24 protein-coding genes and 2 pseudogenes are annotated in these 18,875 nt (G+C 47.5%); 21 read left to right on the top strand and 5 right to left on the bottom strand.

Annotation, left to right across the window (positions count from 1 at the left end):
- Positions 1 to 194: 194 nt before the first annotated feature.
- Both SYN8016DRAFT_RS07965 and SYN8016DRAFT_RS07960 read right to left on the bottom strand, forming a co-directional pair.
- Entirely contained in the window at positions 195 to 641 is a 447-nt protein-coding gene (locus tag SYN8016DRAFT_RS07965) for a hypothetical protein (RefSeq protein ID WP_006853841.1), read from the bottom strand.
- Complete coding sequence (locus SYN8016DRAFT_RS07960; protein ID WP_006853840.1) at positions 638 to 838, bottom strand: hypothetical protein; 201 nt, start codon at positions 836 to 838, stop codon at positions 638 to 640. Before SYN8016DRAFT_RS07960 ends, SYN8016DRAFT_RS07965 begins: the two co-directional genes overlap by 4 nt.
- Before the next feature lie 252 nt (positions 839 to 1,090).
- Between SYN8016DRAFT_RS07960 and SYN8016DRAFT_RS07955 the strand changes: the two genes are divergently transcribed.
- The 4 genes from SYN8016DRAFT_RS07955 (at position 1,091) to SYN8016DRAFT_RS07940 (ending at position 2,695) form a co-directional block, all read left to right on the top strand.
- Positions 1,091 to 1,504, top strand: coding sequence for a nucleotidyltransferase substrate binding protein (locus tag SYN8016DRAFT_RS07955; RefSeq protein ID WP_006853839.1), 414 nt, complete (start codon positions 1,091 to 1,093; stop codon positions 1,502 to 1,504).
- Positions 1,504 to 1,842, top strand: coding sequence for a nucleotidyltransferase domain-containing protein (locus SYN8016DRAFT_RS07950; protein WP_006853838.1), 339 nt, complete (start codon positions 1,504 to 1,506; stop codon positions 1,840 to 1,842). Before SYN8016DRAFT_RS07955 ends, SYN8016DRAFT_RS07950 begins: the two co-directional genes overlap by 1 nt.
- Positions 1,843 to 2,042: 200 nt before the next feature.
- Positions 2,043 to 2,306, top strand: a complete 264-nt coding sequence (locus SYN8016DRAFT_RS07945; protein ID WP_006853837.1) for an antitoxin — start codon at positions 2,043 to 2,045, stop codon at positions 2,304 to 2,306.
- Positions 2,303 to 2,695 carry a PIN domain-containing protein gene (locus tag SYN8016DRAFT_RS07940; RefSeq protein WP_141561432.1) on the top strand — a complete coding sequence of 131 codons (393 nt, stop codon included), beginning with the start codon at positions 2,303 to 2,305 and terminating at the stop codon, positions 2,693 to 2,695. The genes SYN8016DRAFT_RS07945 and SYN8016DRAFT_RS07940 overlap by 4 nt, the downstream gene beginning before the upstream one ends.
- A gap of 21 nt (positions 2,696 to 2,716) precedes the next feature.
- Here SYN8016DRAFT_RS07940 and SYN8016DRAFT_RS16040 read toward each other — a convergent pair.
- Positions 2,717 to 2,803 (bottom strand): annotated as a pseudogene (locus tag SYN8016DRAFT_RS16040) (ribosome maturation factor RimM); the annotation flags it as partial.
- 53 nt (positions 2,804 to 2,856) lie between these two features.
- On the opposite strand from SYN8016DRAFT_RS16040, the gene SYN8016DRAFT_RS07935 reads away from it, so the two are divergent.
- The 9 genes and pseudogenes from SYN8016DRAFT_RS07935 (at position 2,857) to SYN8016DRAFT_RS15340 (ending at position 5,771) form a co-directional block, all read left to right on the top strand.
- Positions 2,857 to 3,051 carry a hypothetical protein gene (locus SYN8016DRAFT_RS07935; RefSeq protein WP_050802722.1) on the top strand — a complete coding sequence of 65 codons (195 nt, stop codon included), beginning with the start codon at positions 2,857 to 2,859 and terminating at the stop codon, positions 3,049 to 3,051.
- A 121-nt stretch (positions 3,052 to 3,172) separates the two neighbouring features.
- Positions 3,173 to 3,418, top strand: a complete 246-nt coding sequence (locus SYN8016DRAFT_RS07930; RefSeq protein ID WP_006853835.1) for a type II toxin-antitoxin system Phd/YefM family antitoxin — start codon at positions 3,173 to 3,175, stop codon at positions 3,416 to 3,418.
- Between the two features lie 13 nt (positions 3,419 to 3,431).
- On the top strand, positions 3,432 to 3,869 hold the full coding sequence (locus SYN8016DRAFT_RS07925) for a type II toxin-antitoxin system VapC family toxin (RefSeq protein WP_006853834.1): 438 nt from the start codon (positions 3,432 to 3,434) through the stop codon (positions 3,867 to 3,869).
- 116 nt (positions 3,870 to 3,985) lie between these two features.
- Positions 3,986 to 4,186, top strand: coding sequence for a hypothetical protein (locus SYN8016DRAFT_RS07920; protein WP_038014032.1), 201 nt, complete (start codon positions 3,986 to 3,988; stop codon positions 4,184 to 4,186).
- 106 nt (positions 4,187 to 4,292) lie between these two features.
- Positions 4,293 to 4,496 carry an AbrB/MazE/SpoVT family DNA-binding domain-containing protein gene (locus SYN8016DRAFT_RS07915; protein ID WP_006853833.1) on the top strand — a complete coding sequence of 68 codons (204 nt, stop codon included), beginning with the start codon at positions 4,293 to 4,295 and terminating at the stop codon, positions 4,494 to 4,496.
- Positions 4,493 to 4,726 (top strand): type II toxin-antitoxin system VapC family toxin, encoded by a 234-nt coding sequence (locus tag SYN8016DRAFT_RS07910; RefSeq protein WP_006853832.1) that lies wholly within the window; start codon positions 4,493 to 4,495, stop codon positions 4,724 to 4,726. The genes SYN8016DRAFT_RS07915 and SYN8016DRAFT_RS07910 overlap by 4 nt, the downstream gene beginning before the upstream one ends.
- 315 nt (positions 4,727 to 5,041) lie before the next feature.
- Positions 5,042 to 5,248 carry a hypothetical protein gene (locus tag SYN8016DRAFT_RS07905; RefSeq protein WP_006853830.1) on the top strand — a complete coding sequence of 69 codons (207 nt, stop codon included), beginning with the start codon at positions 5,042 to 5,044 and terminating at the stop codon, positions 5,246 to 5,248.
- A gap of 116 nt (positions 5,249 to 5,364) precedes the next feature.
- Positions 5,365 to 5,541: pseudogene (locus SYN8016DRAFT_RS14510) on the top strand (NAD-dependent epimerase/dehydratase family protein); the annotation flags it as partial.
- Between the two features lie 53 nt (positions 5,542 to 5,594).
- Positions 5,595 to 5,771: a hypothetical protein gene (locus SYN8016DRAFT_RS15340; RefSeq protein WP_159098316.1), complete on the top strand. Its 177-nt coding sequence runs from the start codon at positions 5,595 to 5,597 to the stop codon at positions 5,769 to 5,771.
- A gap of 206 nt (positions 5,772 to 5,977) precedes the next feature.
- On the opposite strand, the gene SYN8016DRAFT_RS07890 is transcribed toward SYN8016DRAFT_RS15340, so the two are convergent.
- Positions 5,978 to 6,313: a nucleotidyltransferase domain-containing protein gene (locus SYN8016DRAFT_RS07890; RefSeq protein ID WP_006853827.1), complete on the bottom strand. Its 336-nt coding sequence runs from the start codon at positions 6,311 to 6,313 to the stop codon at positions 5,978 to 5,980.
- Entirely contained in the window at positions 6,310 to 6,738 is a 429-nt protein-coding gene (locus SYN8016DRAFT_RS07885) for a nucleotidyltransferase substrate binding protein (protein WP_006853826.1), read from the bottom strand. Before SYN8016DRAFT_RS07885 ends, SYN8016DRAFT_RS07890 begins: the two co-directional genes overlap by 4 nt.
- 569 nt (positions 6,739 to 7,307) lie before the next feature.
- Here SYN8016DRAFT_RS07885 and gmd point away from each other — a divergent pair.
- The 8 genes from gmd (at position 7,308) to SYN8016DRAFT_RS07845 (ending at position 18,537) form a co-directional block, all read left to right on the top strand.
- A complete protein-coding gene (gene gmd, locus SYN8016DRAFT_RS07880) occupies positions 7,308 to 8,471 on the top strand; it encodes a GDP-mannose 4,6-dehydratase (RefSeq protein WP_006853825.1) in 1,164 nt (387 codons plus the stop codon).
- On the top strand, positions 8,468 to 9,457 hold the full coding sequence (locus SYN8016DRAFT_RS07875; protein ID WP_006853824.1) for a GDP-L-fucose synthase: 990 nt from the start codon (positions 8,468 to 8,470) through the stop codon (positions 9,455 to 9,457). Before gmd ends, SYN8016DRAFT_RS07875 begins: the two co-directional genes overlap by 4 nt.
- 795 nt (positions 9,458 to 10,252) lie before the next feature.
- The gene (locus tag SYN8016DRAFT_RS07865) at positions 10,253 to 12,010 is read left to right on the top strand and encodes an ABC transporter ATP-binding protein (protein ID WP_006853821.1); all 1,758 of its coding nucleotides are present in this window, start codon (positions 10,253 to 10,255) and stop codon (positions 12,008 to 12,010) included.
- A gap of 97 nt (positions 12,011 to 12,107) precedes the next feature.
- Positions 12,108 to 12,962 (top strand): DUF5672 family protein, encoded by an 855-nt coding sequence (locus SYN8016DRAFT_RS07860; protein ID WP_006853820.1) that lies wholly within the window; start codon positions 12,108 to 12,110, stop codon positions 12,960 to 12,962.
- Between the two features lie 9 nt (positions 12,963 to 12,971).
- Positions 12,972 to 14,144, top strand: a complete 1,173-nt coding sequence (locus tag SYN8016DRAFT_RS07855) for a glycosyltransferase (RefSeq protein WP_006853819.1) — start codon at positions 12,972 to 12,974, stop codon at positions 14,142 to 14,144.
- A 973-nt stretch (positions 14,145 to 15,117) separates the two neighbouring features.
- Complete coding sequence (locus tag SYN8016DRAFT_RS07850; protein WP_006853818.1) at positions 15,118 to 16,302, top strand: DegT/DnrJ/EryC1/StrS aminotransferase family protein; 1,185 nt, start codon at positions 15,118 to 15,120, stop codon at positions 16,300 to 16,302.
- Positions 16,303 to 16,601: 299 nt separating this feature from the next.
- Positions 16,602 to 17,405 (top strand): hypothetical protein, encoded by an 804-nt coding sequence (locus SYN8016DRAFT_RS15030; protein WP_006853817.1) that lies wholly within the window; start codon positions 16,602 to 16,604, stop codon positions 17,403 to 17,405.
- Between the two features lie 472 nt (positions 17,406 to 17,877).
- Positions 17,878 to 18,537 carry an acetyltransferase gene (locus SYN8016DRAFT_RS07845; RefSeq protein ID WP_216725583.1) on the top strand — a complete coding sequence of 220 codons (660 nt, stop codon included), beginning with the start codon at positions 17,878 to 17,880 and terminating at the stop codon, positions 18,535 to 18,537.
- The last annotated feature ends 338 nt before the right edge of the window (positions 18,538 to 18,875 follow it).

Here is an 18,875-nt window from a genome sequence, read left to right as displayed (position 1 = left end):
GGAACGGATGCCTACTTGCTAGCTCTCGCCGTGCATCACCAAGGAACGCTGGTCAGCTTTGATACGCGGCTGAGCTGTCGCGGAGTACGAGGAGGAGAAGAAGCGCTGCAATTAATTGATCCAGGCTGACTCTGCTCGAGTCTTTCCGGTGCTGTCTGTTTGTCCATTGCCGCCCACGCGCAGCCAAAGTTGTTTCATGGGTTGGTGCTGGGTGCGCTCTCTCCCGTCGGTTCAAAGAGGCCATTACGAAACCGGCCTAGCCGGCGGTTGTCGTTCGGCTTGATTTCTTCCAGCAAGCCAGGTTGTGCCTTTGAGGCCTGATAGCGCAGCGATGCTCCACTCACGCTCTGGCTAAGTTGCCCAGAATGGCGTTGTTGCTCCAGTGCCGCAAAGACTTGTTCAGGGGCAACAGCAGTGCTGGTAATCGGATCTACCTTCAGCGCGGCTAGCCCTGAGGCCACATCCAACAATTTGTCTGGATCCAGCACTCCAGCTACCTGTTGCCCCAATGCTGCGCAATCTATTCGGCGGCACTGTGTTGCTGGCAGGCTCCGCGTTTTGAGCACAGCCCAGGGTTTTTGCTGTGGGAGAGCTAGAAGGTTGGCTTGAAACTCAGGACTGTTGAGATCAAGTTGGATCACTTTGTCTCAGCAAAAATTGCATTGAGGTGGTGTTCCAAGGCGTCGAGATCAGCAACTTCAGGAGGGTGGTCAAGGCAGGTAAGGGCTCGATCCAAGCGTTCTGCAGAAGAGGCTTGATGAAGCCAGAGCTCCCCATTAGGAATGGTCTGGGCTGTTTTGATCACCAAGATTCCGGGCTCGTTGCTATCGATCACCACTGTGCGGCCTGCAAACTCATTGCCCAGGGAGATCTGCCCGCTGGCGCCGATTCACTAGATCATTCCATAACTGACCCTAATTAATGCATTCATGGCAGCTGGGCTAGGTGACCTCAGGATTCACTTTCCCTCCAGTCTTCAGGCTTTAAGGCCTGAGCGACGAATGCCACCCACCCTCAACCGCAATGGTGCGACCAGTGGGGATGGTTTTTCAAATGATCCCGATACCATCTATCTAGGCGCTCCAATGATTTGGCAGCTGATATCCGCTGGCAGCAGCGCTTTGCGAATTACACGCGAGCCCTGGAACAACTCGAGCGTTTTTTTGAGCCGCCTGCGCTGAATGAGCGGGAACAGCAAGGTTTGATCAAGGCCTTTGAATACACCTTTGAACTGGCATGGAACACGCTCCGTGATCTGTTGCGCAGTCAAGGCAACGAAAGCTTGCTCGGATCCCGTGACACCTTGCGAGAAGCCTTCCGCCTTGAATTGATTCAAGGCGGTGAGTTTTGGATGCTGATGATTCAAGACCGCAATCTCACCAGCCACACCTACAACCGCGCAACCGCAGATGCGATCGCCGCCAATATTCAGCAGCATTATCTCAGTTGTTTTCAGAGCTTGCGCACTTGCCTGCAGATCCGCTTGGAGCAAGAGGATCGCTGATGGATGCTACGAACAGTGAGAAGTTCCAAACCGTAGTCATTCCAGGGATTTCCGGGCCTCAGCAACAGAGGCTGTTGGATGTATTGATTCAACAAGCCGATGTGGATGCCATCTGGTTGTTTGGTTCGCGAGCGATGGGCAAAGAACGCCCTGGATCGGATATCGATTTGTGCGTCGATGCTGCTCGTCTAACTCATCTAGAGCGGTTGCGCTTGATGGCCGCTATCGATGATTTGTTGCTGCCATGGACGGTGGATTTGGCGTTACGCCATGAACTGCCCCCTGATCTTCTTTCCCACGTGCAGCGGGTGGGGCGCTGTCTCTGGACGAGGAGGTAGTGATCATCCGTCGGGGGAAGCCAGTGGCACGTTTGGTCCGTGGAGGCTCAACGTCTCAGGCCGTGAGTCAACCCCATTGGATGCAGCGCTTCCGGGGTTTGCACATCAATGAGTCCGTTCGCCGATGGCGTTGGGTAAACGCCGCCTGTCGAATCACTCTTGGTCGATCTAGACTGATCATGACCAGAAGGTGAGGTCTGATGCGCGCCAAGTTGTTTCGCAATGGGCGCAGTCAGGCTGTGCGCTTGCCCGCTACCTGTCGTTTTGAAGGGACGGAAGTGGAGGTCATGCGTGACCCTGTGACCGGCATCGTCAGCCTGCACCCCTTGCGGTCGAGTCCTCTTGAGTGGTTGCGCCAGCGTTCAGAACTGCTGGACAGTGACTCTGATGCCTCGGCCGGTTTTGGTGAGCTTTTCGAGGTTGCTGAGCCGGATGCTCCGGCTCAGCAAAGGGATTGGCCGTGAAGCAGCGCTTCATGCTCGACACCAATGCCGTTCGGGTGCTGTTAGAGCGTCGTTCGCCCCAGCTCGACCAATGGTTTGCCGAGGATCGCTGCAGTGTTTCGGCGATCGTGGCCGCTGAGATCCGCTTTGGTTTGGAACGTCGTCGGCTCCCTGAACGGCGAGCAGTATTGGTAAAAAACCTTCTCGACGTTTTGCCGGTTGAACCTTTTGATGCAACTGCCTCTCATGTCTATGGCAAGTTGCGCTTCCGGTTGCAACAGGCCGGGATCACAGTGGCAGCCATGGATCTATTGATTGCTTCCCACGCTTTGGCTTTGGAGCGCACATTGATCAGTGATGACCAGGTGTTTGCTCAGGTGCCGGGCTTGCATCTCGTGCAGGCGAGTTGATCGCGGATCCCTGTTAGGGAAAGGCCTCGTGAGCAGCAGCCAGCCGGCCTCGAGGTTCACCTCCGGCACGATCTCTTCCACGAAGGGCACCATCAGGGGTTGGCCGTCGTGGGGGCGAGCAGCTCGTTGCCGTCACTCATTCAGATCGCTCATCGTGCCGATTGCCTCGCCAGTGTTGCTGTTCTGTTGGTCATGTCATTAGCGCCCTAGCCCGGCAGGCCCTATCCAGGTCAGCAAACGGAGAGGCTCAGAACGTTTTGGAGCAACGCTCTGGATTGCCGCAATTGTCTGTGAAAGCTTCTGGTGGCGTTGTTGATCTGGAGCTTGTCAATCAACTCCGTGATCAAGAGGCTTGATGGCCGAACCGATTGCCCTTCTTGAAGTCAGCGTGCTGGGCCACCTGATCTTCTCTCCCGCGTGCAGCGGGTAGGGCGCCGTCTCTGGACTAGGCTTAAGTGACCAACTAGTCATCTAGGCATGCGCTCTATCGGCCTTGCTCAAGCGAAGGCACAGCTTTCGGCATTGTTGGATGCTGTTGCTTCCGGTGATGAGGTGGTGATCACCCGTCGGGGGAAGCCAGTGGCACGTTTGGTTCGTGAAGGCTCAACGTCTCAGGCCGTGAGTCAATCCAATTGGATGCAGCGCTTCCGGGGTTTGCACATCAGTGAGTCCGTTTCTGAACCTTCTGCGGTGGAGCGGGTGCGCGAGCTGCGAGACGTTTGACTGACAGGTTTTGATGACAGGGAAGAGCTTTTATCTCGACACCTGTTTGCTGGTGTCTCTGGCCTTTGGGGATGGAGGTTTTCCAGCTCTGGAAATTTGGCTCGAACAGGCGCAGTCGTCATCGTTATGGATCAGTCAGCTGGTGATCCTTGAGCTCAGTGATGTTTTGGCGCGTTCGCAGCGCAGGGGTGATCGTTCCGCAGGTCAGGTTGCTGGCATGCACTTGATGCTTTCGGAGTTTGCTAAAGAGCGGCTCGGCTTGCTGGAACCCCGCTCCCCAGACTTCGAGCGGGCCTGTGAGTGGGTGAAGGACAGCCGTTCTCCTGCTCTGCGTGGCGCCGATGCCTTGCACCTGGCAATCGCTCAGAGCCACAACCTTGAGCTGATCACCGCGGATCAGGCTCTGGTTCAGGCCGCCCAAGCTCGAGGCATCCCGTGCCTAATGCTTTGAAAGACTGCGCTAACGATGTTTCGATGATTGATCTGCTCAGCAAGCTTTTCCCCCTGGCACTGCTGCCCCTTTGTTTTTCTTTGCCCCTGTTCTTATTGGGTTGATGGGCTAACAGCTTGGCCACAGCTCCTCTTCGTGGAGAATCACTCGTCGATCTCCTGCCTGGCCTTCGTCATCTCGCTCTGGATCGTGCCGTCTATTGGTTTCGTCCACGCGCTGAGCAGCGGGACATCCAGGTTCTGGCCGTGTTCTTTGGTGGACAAGACCACCAGCGCCGCATGTTGGTGCGGCTGTTGCAAAACAGCTCCCACCCCTAGCCCTCCTTGCCTACGAGCGTTATTTGTTCCTGTCGCCTCTGTTGATCTGCTCTTGCCCAGAAGCACTGTTTATTGATCGATCGTGCATTGGTAGTACGATTTCTGGATGGATGTCTCTACCGTTTCCCCGAAATATCAAGTTGTCATTCCTAAGCGAGTGCGTGAGCAATTTGATCTCAAGCCAGGCCAGGTGCTGCAGGTGATCGCCCTGCCTGGGAGGATTGAGCTCGTGCCTAGTCGATCCGTTTCTGCGTTGCGCGGTTTTCTCGAGGGTGAAAACACATTCGAGCGAGAGAGCGATCGTCTGTGACCTCAGTCCTTCATGTTGTGGATTCCTCGGGTTGGATTGAGGTTTTTACCAATGGACCTCAGGCAGACCGCTTCCTTGAGGTTCTTGACGATGAAACGTCTCTGATCGTGCCTGCCATCACAGTTTTTGAAGTGTTCAAGTGGATCCTTCGTGAACACAGCGAGGCGCAGGCGATCCAGGCGATAGCCGTGATGCTCTACGCCTGCCCATGGCAGACAGCATCATCTTGACGACTGCGAAGCAACATCAGGCTCGGCTCTTCAGCATGGATGCTGACTTCAAGGGCCTTGCAGATGTTGAACTTATTTTGAAGGTGTGTTGATCCGCAGCGATTGCCTTAAGTGCTACTTGGTCGTTTGAATTGATCTGCAAACCACTGCCGCAGGATGATCCTCTCCAACGCCAGCCGGTGATTGACCTGGCGCAACGGGAGTTGGGATGGACGCTATCGGGACCACTTGATAAAGGCCATGGCCCCACGATCGCCTTCTTCAGCGAAAGCCTTGCTGGAGCTACTTTGAAAGCGTGTAGGAGTACCAGGCAAAATGACATTTGCTCATAGCGCCGAGTCTTTCACCTACTGGCGTGAATCCGATGGTCAGTTTCTGGGTCATCTGAATGTATATCCCGATCATTGGACGCAAGGTGAGGACCTCGAGGATCTGAAGGTGCAGCTGCTGGATCTTCATCAAGAGTTCTCCAAGCAAGACCTCCCAGGAATTCGCAAGGTTGGCGAGCTTGTTGTGGCTTGAAACGAACTGATTTCACCAGCCTCAAACTGGGCGCACCCAACCGGTTCCGAGGCACCGTGAGATCAACGAAATTCTGGCCAAGAAAATTCTTCGCGATCTCACAGCTTGAGCTCCGCACGGTTGCTCCGTGCATGCTTCCTGATGAAGACAGGGTGGTGATCAATTGCATCGTTCAGGCCCTGAAAGAGGACGTACTAACGCTTTATGGCGATGGAAGTCAGACCCGTAGCTTCTGTTTTGTGGATGATCTCATCGAGGGGATGATTCGCTTGATGGATCAAGCCCGTACTGGTGAGACGATTGTGCTTGCCACAGTGGAATAGCCCATGAGCGCGTCTGAATGCCCTTGAAGCCGACTCCGGCGCAGCGCATCCCAGGCCGGTTGAGTGCCTTTGGCCCCTTGCCGAATCCCGAAGCCCTGTTGGAGCCGCTCTCCCCTGAAGAACTAGCGAGCTGGGAATCAAGCTCCTTGCCCAAGCTCGATCACAGCCATGACGGCCAGCACGGGTTACTTACTCGATAGTTATGTGTGCTGCTGTGGTGGTGGTTCGATCTGCAGCGTCTGCCTGAGGGGGTGCTTGCCTTGCTTTGTAATGCGGAATCGCCGGTGGTTGTGAGTCCTGCGTCTAACTGAGAGCTCAGCATCACGCAAAGCTCGAGCAGCTTGTGCTGATCACAGCCGATTCGCAACTTGCGGCCTTCCCTTGCCGCCGGCTCTGGGAGGGTTGATCAAAAAGTTGGCTCAGGAGCCTTTGCGTTCGGAGACTGTTCCCAGAGCAATTGGCCGGCGCGCTCGATATGCGCCAGCAGCCCCTCATGGGCAATCAGGTGGTGTAGCTGGAGATCGATTTGCCATGGCAAGAGCAAGTCGTCGAGTTGTGCTCCGAGTTCGAGTAACTCTCCGAGTTTCATGGACGGAGCCTCGAGGCAGAGATCGATGTCTGATCCTGCTCGCTGCCGCCCCAACGCCCGCGAGCCATAGAGCACAACTTTCTCTATGTGGGGATGGGTAAGGATCAGCTCCAGTAGTCGTTGACTATCTGCTTGGGGAATGCCGGGAATCATCGGCTTTGCTCGGCTCGGCGGCGCAATTCTTGCTGCAGACTTTGCAGTTCCTTGCCGAATTGATTGGCGATGAGTTGCGCGATCTCTTCTGCAAGCGCGGGGTTGTAGGTGTGGCTTGTGAGGTTGCGGCTGCGGATCATCGCCATCCAAGTGCTTTCCGTGCCAGGGGCTAAAAGCTCTCTGACCACGGCTTGCCGCACTGCATCTCTTGAGCCACTGATGCCGCTCACACCTTGGTCTACTAAAAAATCTTTGAGCAGAAGCCAGCTGAGCTCGTGGGTGAACTCAAATGCCTTAATTAATCCTTGTTGTTCAAGCTCGCTAAGTGGGCGGCTGGCAGCAAGAGTGAGCGCTCGTTGGAGCGTGGCCAAGGCCCGTTCGTAGTTCTCTAGGCGCTGAAGCCAACGAACATCGGCGTCTGCCATTTAAGCCAATGCAGCTGCTCCACATTACGAAGCAACTGTTTGGTGATAACGGCCCTATTAAGAGACGGGGCTGTTTTCGCTTGCAATAGCTGCAGGCACCGGCGAGGTATAAGGCTTGAAGGAGTATGGAGACCTGAGGTGGCTTTGCCCTTCCTTCAGTAACTGCTCCGGAAGCAAGGTGCTGCTGTGACCCAGGCGTCACCTCCTCGCCTAGATCAAGGTGGACCGGTTGGTCGGCCACTCGGGTGCTTACGCCTTAGGGGCGCGAACGCAGTCCTTGAATTGCTGGGCGAGGAAGTAGTTCAGCTGGTGGGAGGTAACGGTACGCAGGTGTAACGTTACTGTAACGCAGGCGTGCCAACGCTGGCGACCCCCCCCCTTTTTTTTTGACTGAATAGTTGGCTGCGGGGATGATTCGAATTGTGCATTGCCAACCCAATACCTTCAGCTGTGCAGCAACGCCGTGGTAAACTGATTCTTAGAGGTCTAATCGAGACGGTTGAGCTCCGCTCTCGTCCGCTGTGACCGCATGTAGAAATGTTGTGTCTGCACGACGTTCTGAAGACTCAATGCCCTCCTCTGATACCCCCACCCCCACCAAAACCGCCCTGATCACCGGTATCACTGGCCAAGATGGCAGTTATTTAGCGGAGTTGTTGCTGGAGAAGGGATATGAGGTGCATGGGATCAAAAGAAGAGCGAGCAGTTTTAATACCAGCCGAATTGATCATCTGTATCAGGATCCCCATGAGGATGATCCGCGGCTGGTGCTGCACTACGGGGATTTAACGGATAGCACCAACTTGATCCGGATTATTCAGCAGGTGCAGCCGGATGAGATTTATAACCTTGGAGCTCAAAGCCATGTGGCGGTGAGTTTTGAAGCACCGGAATACACAGCAAATAGTGATGCGCTGGGCACGCTGCGAATTTTAGAAGCGGTGCGGATGCTGGGGCTTACGGGGACTACGAGGATTTATCAGGCGAGCACGAGTGAGCTGTATGGGTTGGTGCAGGAGATGCCGCAAAAGGAGAGCACGCCTTTCTATCCACGCAGCCCCTATGGGGTGGCGAAGTTGTATGCCTACTGGATCACGGTGAATTACCGCGAGGCTTACGGGATGTATGCCTGCAATGGTGTGCTGTTTAACCACGAGAGCCCCAGGCGCGGTGAAACGTTTGTGACGCGCAAGATCACGCGGGGGCTAGCGCGGATTGATGCGGGTTTAGAGGATTGCCTGTACATGGGCAATATCGATTCACTACGCGATTGGGGCCATGCCAGGGATTATGTGGAGATGCAGTGGCGGATGCTGCAGCAGGAGGGTCCACCGGAGGATTTTGTAATCGCTACGGGGCGGCAGGAAAGCGTGCGGCGCTTTATTGAATTAACGGCATTAGAGCTGGGCTGGGGATCGATCGAGTGGGAAGGCAAGGGCTTGGAGGAAATTGGCAAGCGCAACAGCGGAGAAGTGGTGGTGAGGATTGATCCGCGCTATTTCCGGCCTGCTGAAGTGGAAACGCTGTTGGGTGATCCCACCAAGGCGAAGGAAAAGTTGGGCTGGACGCCAACGACAACGCTCGAGGAGTTAGTGGCCGAGATGGTGGCAACCGATCAAGAAGAGGCCAAGAAGGAGGCTTACTTGAAGCTGAAAGGATTCAATGTGGTTGGCTCGATGGAGAATCCGCCGACAAACCCTGATGCCGTAAAGGCTGCAGGGGGCAAAGTGTGAGCGGCTTGATCAAGGCCGATGACCGCTTTTTTGTTGCTGGAGCGCGGGGCATGGCGGGCAGCGCAATTTGCCGCGCGTTGGAGGAGAAGGGCTATGGCGTTGAAGCGAAAGGCGGAGCCTTGCTGACGCCAACCCGCCAAGACTTGGACTTGCTCAACCACGAAGCGGTGGAGGCCTGGTACAAAGAAAACAAGCCTGATGTGGTGGTGCTGGCGGCCGCAAAAGTGGGCGGAATTGTTGCGAATGACACCTATCCAGCTGATTTTTTATTGGAGAACTTGAAGATCCAAACGAATGTGATTGAAGGGGCTTGGAAGGCGGGGGTGCGGCGGCTGCTTTTTCTGGGTAGTAGCTGTATTTACCCGAAGTTTGCCGAGCAGCCGATCAAAGAAGAATCATTATTGGCGGGGGCCTTGGAGTCCACCAATGAGGGGTATGCGATTGCTAAAATCGCTGGAATTAAGCTTTGCGAAGCTTTGCGGCGGCAGCACGGTTTTGACGCGATCAGTCTGATGCCCACAAACTTGTATGGACCGGGAGACAACTACCACCGAACCAACAGCCATGTGTTGCCAGCATTAATCCGCCGTTTCCAGGAAGCGGCTGATGTCAAGGCCATGAGTGCAACCTGTTGGGGTAGTGGCAATCCCTTACGCGAATTTTTGCATGTCGACGACCTTGGCGAAGCTTGCGTGTTTGTTCTGCAGTACTGGAAACCTAAAGCAAACGACATTTCTTTCCTCAACGTTGGTACTGGCGTTGAATTGAGCATTCGTGATCTCGCCGAAGCAGTGGCACACGCCACCGGTTTCAGTGGCACAATAAACTGGGACATCAGCAAACCTGACGGTACCCCAAGGAAACAGCTTGATGTGACCCGCCTTAAGGCACTTGGTTGGAGCGCCCGGATTGCGTTGACGACAGGTTTAATAAGTACTGTAGAGGAGTACCGCGCCCAGCTCAACAAGAAGTTAGTTAGATTATGATGCATTATATTCCAGTTTACTATTTAAAGATAGCTCAATTTTATAGTGCTCATACATCGCAGGCCAGTGATCAGCTTAGGAGGCTGTATTTAAAGGAATATTCCATTGATCATGGGCTGACTCCTTTGCTAAGTTGATTTTATTCTATTTAGCTTCCTGTAATATTTGAGTTGATTCAATTTTTAGTTTAACGCGTTAGCTATATTTGGTGCTGGACCCGCTTTTTTGTAGAATATTAGTCAATTAAATCAAAAGTGATGACCAAATTTCTCAAGTAGTTTCAATGCTCTCCTTGCTTCAAATCAGTTTTTGCGCTTTATTCCAGCTGATTATTTATTGAGTTGATTGCCGCTAATTGTAAGTGCATTGTCCGCCAGCAAAATTTCGAGGTGGCTGTTATTTGGGACGAGTATAATTGCGAAGCATCGCCCCCGAATTTAAAATCAGGATTTTGACCAGTGTTAATGTATTCTTGGCCCTGATCATTGATATAAATGACCCGGGTTGGTGATTAAATACAGGGAAAATATTGTAATAGTCCTGCTTGGTGAGCTGTTTGCGATTTATGTCGATGACAGCCTCAATATAATGTTTTTTGTGGCTGCCCTTGTCTCTCGCATGATTCTGAAGAACTCCGATCGCATTAGTTCCTCCAAATTCAGGAACCCAGGTCTAGTTATGATTTGCGATCTGATATTCGACTTGGCGCAGCGAGAATTGAGTTGCGAGCCCCAATTTGGCTATTGCACTAGTTATGTAAACACCCATTACCTATTTCTATGAATCGATCTTGTAATGAGTGAAAGTATCCACGCCAGCACGACACTTCGTCTTCGTCATGCCCTACAGCGGCTTTGGGTGAATCTAAAAATAAAGCGTCGGCGCCAGATTTTACTGGTAGCAATGTTGATGATATTAAGCTCAATAGCTGAGATGTTTAGTTTGGGTGCTGTAGTTCCGTTTTTAGCGGTGTTGGCAGAACCGGATAAGGTTTGGGTTACGAGAGAAGTTCAGTCGCTAGCGCCCTTTCTTGGATGGCAGCAACCTACAGATCTTGTGTTGCCACTTTGTTTTGTGTTCGCAGCAGCGGCTGCATTTAATGGGATAGTGCGGTTGCTGGCTTTGAGAGGCACTATTGCTCTAGCCAACGGCATAGGCTCAGATTTGAGCATAGAAGTTTATCGCCGAACCCTTTATCAGCCATACGCTGTGCACTTGCAACGCAACAGCAGTGAAGCAATAAGCGCGATTGCCAGCAGGGTTGATCAGGTAGTGGGCATGGTAAGTGGAATATTGCAGATGCTCACTGCTGGATTGGTAAGTCTGGGGCTGGCGTGTCTTTTGCTTTTTCTCTCCCCGTTTGTAACGCTATCCATGGCATTAGTATTGGGCGGTGGATATCTACTAGCCATGGCGTATAGCCGGCGGCGCCTTCAGCGTTTGGGGCCGGAAATCATGAAAAATCAGACCCAGTTGATTCGCAGCCTGCAGGAAGGCTTGGGCGCAATTCGTGACGTGATACTCGCCGGCAATCAGCCTGTTTACACAACTATCTACGGTCAGGCAGATCGACGATTGCGCCAGCAGCGTGGTCTGGCTCAATTTCTTGCGTTTGCTCCTCGCTACGGTATGGAGGCTGTTGGGTTGATAGCCATTGCGATGACAGCTTTAAGGTTGGTGGCGGGTCCTACAAGTGTTTTGGGTGCGTTGCCTCTCTTAGGCGCCCTGGCGCTTGGCGCACAGCGTTTGCTCCCCTCTTTGCAACTAATTTATTTATCTTGGAACAATTGCCGGGTAAATATTCCCGCTCTGTCGTCGATCTTATGCTATCTGGAACAGCCAATAGATCAGGCTGATCTATTGGCTGTTCCAGCCGCGCCATTGAGACTTGAGCGAGAAATCTTGTTGAAGGGGGTTGGCTTCCGTTACGCTAAGGAGGCCTCTTGGGTGTTCCGGGAACTAGATTTACGAATTGGCCGCGGTGAGCGGATTGGCATCGTGGGCAAAACTGGTAGTGGTAAAAGTACTTTAATTGATCTTCTTATGGGGCTACTTGAACCTACGTCTGGGCGAGTACTTGTGGATGGTTTGGCGCTGGAGGGTGAGAGATTACGTGCATGGAGATCCACAGTTGCGCATGTTCCGCAGAGCATATTTCTTGCGGACGCTTCAATCGCTGAAAATATTGCTTTTGGTGTTAAGAAGGGGCAGTTGGATCTGCAGCGTCTAGAGCAAGCAATTGAGCAGGCTCAAATCGCTAATTTCATTTCTAGCTTACCGAATGGTTATCACACGGAAGTGGGTGAACGTGGGGTTCGGTTAAGTGGAGGTCAGCGCCAGCGTATAGGTATAGCTCGCGCTTTATACAAACAGGCGGCTGTGCTTGTGATGGATGAAGCTACTAGTGCTTTGGATGAGGCCACTGAAGCCCAGGTGATGAATGCAATTAATAAAATGTCTCCTGATTTGACTATTTTAATGATTGCCCATCGTCTTTCGACCTTAGAAAAATGCGATTCTATTTTCAATGTTGGCAATGCCGAGCATCTATAACTCAATATCTTCCAAACTAATTATTAAAAAATATGCTATTCTAGACAAATAACAGCTATTTTTTATTCAATTTCCACTAAATTGCAAAGCAAAGCTATTGAAAATTAAGCCAGCAATTTCAATTCCTGTATACAAGAGTGATCTTAGTTATTATGAACAAATAAGCCTAAAAAGTGCGTTTGCCAAATTAAAAAATTACGATATCTATATTTTAACTAAAAAATCACTTTGCAAACAGGTAAGTTCAAGCATTTCTGCTTTGGGTGTAGCTTCAACTTTTAAGCTACATGTAGTAAGTGACTTTCATCTTGGATCACATTACAATTATAATCAATTGATGTTATCTCGTGAGTACTATCAATTTTATGTCAAATACTCCCATGTCCTTGTTTTTCAGTTAGACGCTTATGTTCACAACGACGAGCTAATGTACTGGTGCATGAAACATTATGATTATATAGGAGCACCAGTTTACAAGTATAAAGATTATTGGACAAAAGAGCTCAATTTTTGCGGCAATGGTGGATTTTCATTAAGAAAGATCAGCAGCTTTATTAAACTTTTAGACGAGAATCCCAAAATATTAACTTTAAAAAGAGTCGTTGAAAGAGCTAAGATTTTTAATTGGAAAGGGAAAACTATTATTTTTCTAAAATTTATAGCAGCCTTGATCTGCAATAAATGTAGGTTGCGCTCTAATCAGAATTGGTCAAAATTAGTTATTGGCTATAATGAGGACTTTATTTACTCAACATGCATAAATATTTCTTCGAAATTTCATGTGTCTGGATTTGTAGATTCACGTCTGTTTGCAATTGATTATTGTGTACACGAGAACTTAAAGCAACTTGAAAAGCTGCCTTTTGGATGTCATGCTTGGTGGACAGTTCCTGAGAATTTAGAAGCTTGGCAGCCTATATTAAATATCTGTCACCCCCCCCCAAATGCCTGAAGATTAAAAATGGACTCACTTACCACTCCCTCAATTATTCAAAATCTTACTCAGCTTGCTTTAGCTAACTCATACCAAATCATTGGAAGTGATCATATAAAAATTGAAATGCACGAGAAAAATAGTGAAATAAGCTATGATGTATCTATTCTCATTGCCACCTACAATCAATCAGATTATATACAAAAAGCAGTTGAATCAGCGGTTAATCAAGTTTCCGAAGCTTTCAGAATACAGATTATAGTTGCGGATGATGGATCATCTTGCGAAAAGCAATTAGCAATTCTATCAAGGCTCTCATTGCAATATAGCGATGTCATTTTCATGGGCGCAAATGCTAATATGGCTGACAAATGCATCTCATTGGGTTACCCATGTTATTTGGCCAATTTTTTAAGACTTGTTAGATTTTCGAAGGGAAAATATATAAACTTTCTTGATGGAGATGATTATTTTCTCCACCAGAGGAAAATATTAAACCAATTGAAAATATTAAATGCTTGTGAAGAATTGGTTGTCAGTGGATCAATTAGCTTGATGTCTAATGCAAAATCCACAATTCCCGGCAAAAGACAAATTAAATATCTTCGCAAAAATAATAATATCTATACTCTTGATTCGATTGTTAGTGAAGGTTTGCAGTTTACGTTTCATTCTCAATTATTTAAAGGATCTCTTGTGCAATCTGCCTTATCTCAGCTTAACCCTTGTGTTAAGTACTTAGATATGTATTTGCTCCTTTATAGCCTTTCCTTTGGGCAAGGATCATTCTCTAACGATTATGGTACATTTTATAGGCTGATTTCAACCTCATTTACCGGATCATTAGATTCTAGCCACTTAAAGCTACTAAGGTTACAAACATTGTGCGGTTTCCTGCTTGCGAGGGGAGATTTTATATCGAAGACAAATCGTATTGAGCTCATGTCAAGCGTGTGCAGAGAAAGTGCAAAGATACCAGTATCTGTTTCTGACCTGAGTATTCCTCCGTCTTTACTTCAAGATTGGCATAGTGCTGCTGTCCAGCTTCTTAATTCCTATAGGGAGAATATCGATAATCCGTTTTTCTTGCTGAAACGCTTGCGTTACCTGCTTATTTTCTGTCCTTTCAAAATGTTAGTTAGTCGGCTGAAAACTTTTAAAGATAAATTTCTTCCCAAATCCCGTAAAGTAAATTTTTAACATATTGTTCTATTGTTTGACAAGTCTTCTTCTCTTAAGGCTGAGTAGAAAATAATTTATAGATTAAAGATAATATAGTTGTGAATAGTCATAAAAGCTAATCCCACCCCCCAGCACACATACATACATACTATTATGCTTGCATGTGAAGCTATTATTCAAGAATAGCAATACGAATGAGCGTCTGTTATATAAAAATCATTATAAGATTAATCTGTATAACATTTAATATGCCGGCTGATCTTTTACGTTGCATTTTAGCAACTTAGAGCTTAGAATTTGTTTGAAAAAGGTTTTATTTATAAAATTGTCGACTTTGAGGGACAAGCTGTATCTTATAAATAATTATTTGTGTTATTTAGAGGGAATTTTATAGTGTTGCTTTAAGAGAGATAATTTAATTTGAATATGATTGTGATGAGTCAAGCTTGCCTGCAGCAGAGCCCTATCGAAACGATCGGTAAATGATGACCCGCAGAGACTTTCTCCGCTTCGCTTTTATCTGTATTTATTGTCGTGAAGTCCCATGCTATCGGGGGTCGCTGGGATAGATAGACAAGTTCTTTTGATTTTAGCTTTCTTACGGCCTTATAGCTTATGATTTTAATGCCAAAGTCCACTCAACTTCTGCGGTATCTCTGTCCATCACGCGAATAGACTGTTGCCAAGCTCCTTGTCAGTGTTGATGAAGAAATTTAATGCTGTTGCATCGTCGTCAACAACTTCATTTCCCACTCCATGTTTGTCGCTAAGAGGTGTTAGTTAGTGAAGTATTGGATATTTCCTGATATTTATTTCATAGCGCCGATCTGGATGAAAACTTTGTTGAGACAATCTTGCAAACACATCCTCTACCACATTCTCCCACGAACAAGTGACGTCTTTCATCTTTTCATTTCTTTATCCAGGCAATTAGGTTTACGTTTCTGCCAACCATAAACAGACACATTCAGGCTTATTTAAATCAAACAACATGTCATTGCCAACATGGCCCGTTTTTGACCACGAAGAGCTGAACGCAGTCGTTAGAGTCCTTTCGTCCGGAAAAGTTAATTATTGGACTGGATCAGAGGGTAAATCTTTCGAAAGTGAATTTGCTAAATGGTCTAATTGTAGCCATGCCATTGCAATAGCAAATGGCTCTCTTGCTTTGTCGGCTGCTTATCTTTCAATCGATATAGGCATTAATGATGAAGTAATTACAACTCCTAGAACTTTTGTGGCGACCGCATCAAGCATTTCACTTCTCAGAGCAACACCTGTATTTGCTGACGTTGATATAAATAGCGGGTGCATTACAGCTGAGACTATTGAGCCGATGATCACACCAAAGACAAAGGCTATATCTGTGGTTCATCTAGGAGGATGGCCTGCAGACATGCAAAGTATTTGTGAACTCGCTAAGCACTATGGAATTAAGGTTGTGGAAGATTGTGCCCAAGCGCATGGAGCACAAATAAAAACTAATAATAAGTGGCGATCTGTCGGTTCCTATGCTGACGTAAGTGCATGGAGCTTCTGTCAAGATAAAATAATGTCCACAGGCGGAGAGGGTGGAATGGTAACAACTAATGACTCAAGCTTGTACAGCAAAGTATGGAGCATAAAGGACCATGGTAAAAGCTTTGAAAAAGTTAATCTGCCACCTAATATGCAACCCAGTGGCTTTCGTTGGCTACATGATAGTTTTGGGTCTAACTTTAGGCTCACCGAAATGCAGAGCATTATCGGTAGAGAGCAATTGAAAAAAATGGAAGAGTGGCATGATTCGAGAAAAACTAATGCAAGAATTTTAATTTCACGACTACAAAAGATTGCAGCGATTCGAATTCCTATCGTTCCGAGTAATGTTGAACACGCTTGGTACAAGTTCTATTGTTATGTAAACCCCAGTTCTTTGAGAGCTGACTGGAGTAGAGACAGAATAGTAGAAGAAATCAAGCGAGAAGGTTATCCAGCCTTTCAAGGTGGATGTAGTGAAGTTTATCTGGAAGCATGTTTCAAGCCGTTAGGCATAACAGCAGATCAGCGGCTTCCTAATGCCAAAACTTTAGGCGAAACCAGTCTTATGTTCCTTGTTCATCCATCAATTACTCCTTTGTTTATGGATGTGTACGCTCAAACAATTTCTAAGACAATTTGCCGAGCTATTTTGTAGCAAAACCAGAGTATTTTATTTCATGTTAGTAACAACTCCTCTCTTTGACGCTTAGTTTATGCCTTATGTATATTATCCTCAACAGGATTGATTGGCTAAAGTCCTGATGTAATGTTTTTTCAAGAATTTCTTTTCAATTCAGCAAAATACCAGATGAGTTTTGCTGGTGATTCAGATTGCTGGCAGTCTGCTTCTAAGTTTTTGGTTCTGTCTATGCAATTTCTCTCAAAGGAACTAAGCTCTTTTTAAAATACAGATATTGTGTAAAATATCATTAGTGTACAAGCTTTTTTACTAGGATGCAAAAACAGGTGATTTTTGTTGTGAGCCCCGGTCGGTGTGGTACAGCGTACCTCGCCAAGTTATTCGAAGCTTGTCAAGCTACAATTGCCTTTCACGAGCCTGAGCCTACTTGTATTGGCAACTCTTTTAGGCTTTACAAAAATCAAGGCAACAGCTCTTTACTTGAGCAAGTCTCCAGACAAAAAGTTAATCTTATTGAGAACTATCTTACAGAATATGATTGCTACGTTGAAACATCAAATATGTTTTCAAAGTCGTTTGGTCATTTCGTTGTCCCTAGTATCCTTGACCGCGGTTATAAAGTCAATGTAATATTTCTGCGTCGAGATATTTCTGAGATTGCTTCTTCTTCTTTAAGAATAAGGTGCATACCACCTTCAGGAATTGGTAGAAATTGGCTAATAACGCCACTGTCACAATCTCCTGTTATCCAGCCCCCAGCTTTTTTCTTTTTTCTGCGCAAAGCAGGTATTGGAAAACTTGAATATCGATTAATAGTCCGTTTGTATTATCTTGCCAAATCGTTAGGTTTGTATCGATGGAAAATTTTTTCATTTTCCCCGCGCCTTTGCTTTGACTCGTATTGGCTATCTCTTCTTAAATGGCAAGCCGAAGAAGTATATCGATTGGGGGAATCTATCGTGAAGACAAACCCACGCATGAGGGCATTCGATATTACATTGAATGATTTAAATGAACTAAGCATCGTCTGTACCTTTTTCCGTGAGTTGGGTCTTTCTCCGGACATCGACAGCTTAAGAAAAGATGTTGGGCAACCACTAAATCAAAAGCTTGCCTAAGGATTGTTGATATAATTTGTTTGCTGTGGTGATATGGAATTGCTGAAGCTGTTTTTAGATTAAGCATAAATTTTTTTGATTAAGCCACTGCGGGATAGACGGCCAATAATTTGCTGCTCCGTGCGGGATCTTAAGTTATGATTTGTATATACGTAATGAATTCAAACTTTTAATTCTGCTTTGAAATAAAATTGCAAGTTCAATGTGGTGAGTGGTCTCTTTGGGTTTTCGAAGGATGAGTAGTCTCCTGCTTTAGGCCGAAAACTTGATTATTATTCAGAATATGAGATTTATAAACTCTATCCTTGGATTTCGATTTGGAAAAGCAGATAGCTCGCTTAAGCCGTCTGACTGCTGTACCAAAATGATTTAGATTTTATTCACTCGTTTAAGCCGCTCTCCGCGCTTTTGAAATCTGGAATTTGGTTTTGCAGAAATTTGTTTTGACTGGCATCATTGACTTACTTCCTTGTTGAGTCATTTAGTTGTGAGTAAATTACTTGTTTTGGGTGCTGGCGGCCATGCAAAGGTTGTAGCGGAGACGGCTCTTGCTTCCGGGCATGTTTCTGATATTTGTTTTCTAGATGACCATTTTTATAATTCAACGCAGGAAGCCTTAACTCTTGGCCGGCCTGTTCTTGGTCCTCTTGATTTCGTTTTTGAGAAAGCATGTATTGATGAATATTCTGAGGTTGTTGTTGCGATTGGTCATGCAACTACTCGTCTGCGTTGGATTAAATCATTGATTGCCGCAGGCTATTCCCTGCCCTCTGTGGTCCATCCCACAGCCTTCGTTTCTCCATCTGTGCAAATTGGTCCTGCTTCTGTGGTATTCGCGCACGTTGCTATGCAGGCTCAGGCTTCTATTGGCATGGGTGTGATTCTCAATACTGGTTGTAGTATTGATCATGATTGCAAACTTGATGATGCGGTTCACATCTGTCCTGGCGCTCGTCTTGCTGGTGAGGTGCATGTTGGGAAACGAAGCTGGATAGGCATTGGCGCTTCTGTGATAAACCAGATACGCATAGGATCTGATGTGACTATTGGTGCTGGTGCTGCTGTAGTAACTGACATTCCTGATGGGATCACTGCCGTAGGCGTTCCTGCGCGACCTCTGTCCAGAAACTGATGCGTTATGTTTTTATTTGTAGTTAACTTTTCGGGAATACACTGATGTAATGCTTGCAATTATAATGTATATTTATAGTGAGTCAATCGACGATTAGGCGTGGAATTAAAATTTCGAGCAAAGTTGTTATGGGTAGCGATTTGCCACGTTATAGTCAAGACCGGAAAGCTGCCGGGGCTCGTATGGTTTTAACGATCAACCTGTATGGACTTAACGATCAATGATCATTGTATTTAAATTGACCGACTATGTTTTTGATTTAATTTTTTAGGCTTTTGCCTCATTATGAAGATATTGCATCTTAGCAACGCACTTTATCCCAATGTTATGGGTGGTAC

The organism is Synechococcus sp. WH 8016, assembly GCF_000230675.1.
GTDB lineage: Bacteria > Cyanobacteriota > Cyanobacteriia > PCC-6307 > Cyanobiaceae > Synechococcus_C.
The sequence above is the reverse complement of the archived record's forward strand: the minus strand, read 5'-3'. Positions and strand labels throughout refer to the sequence as shown.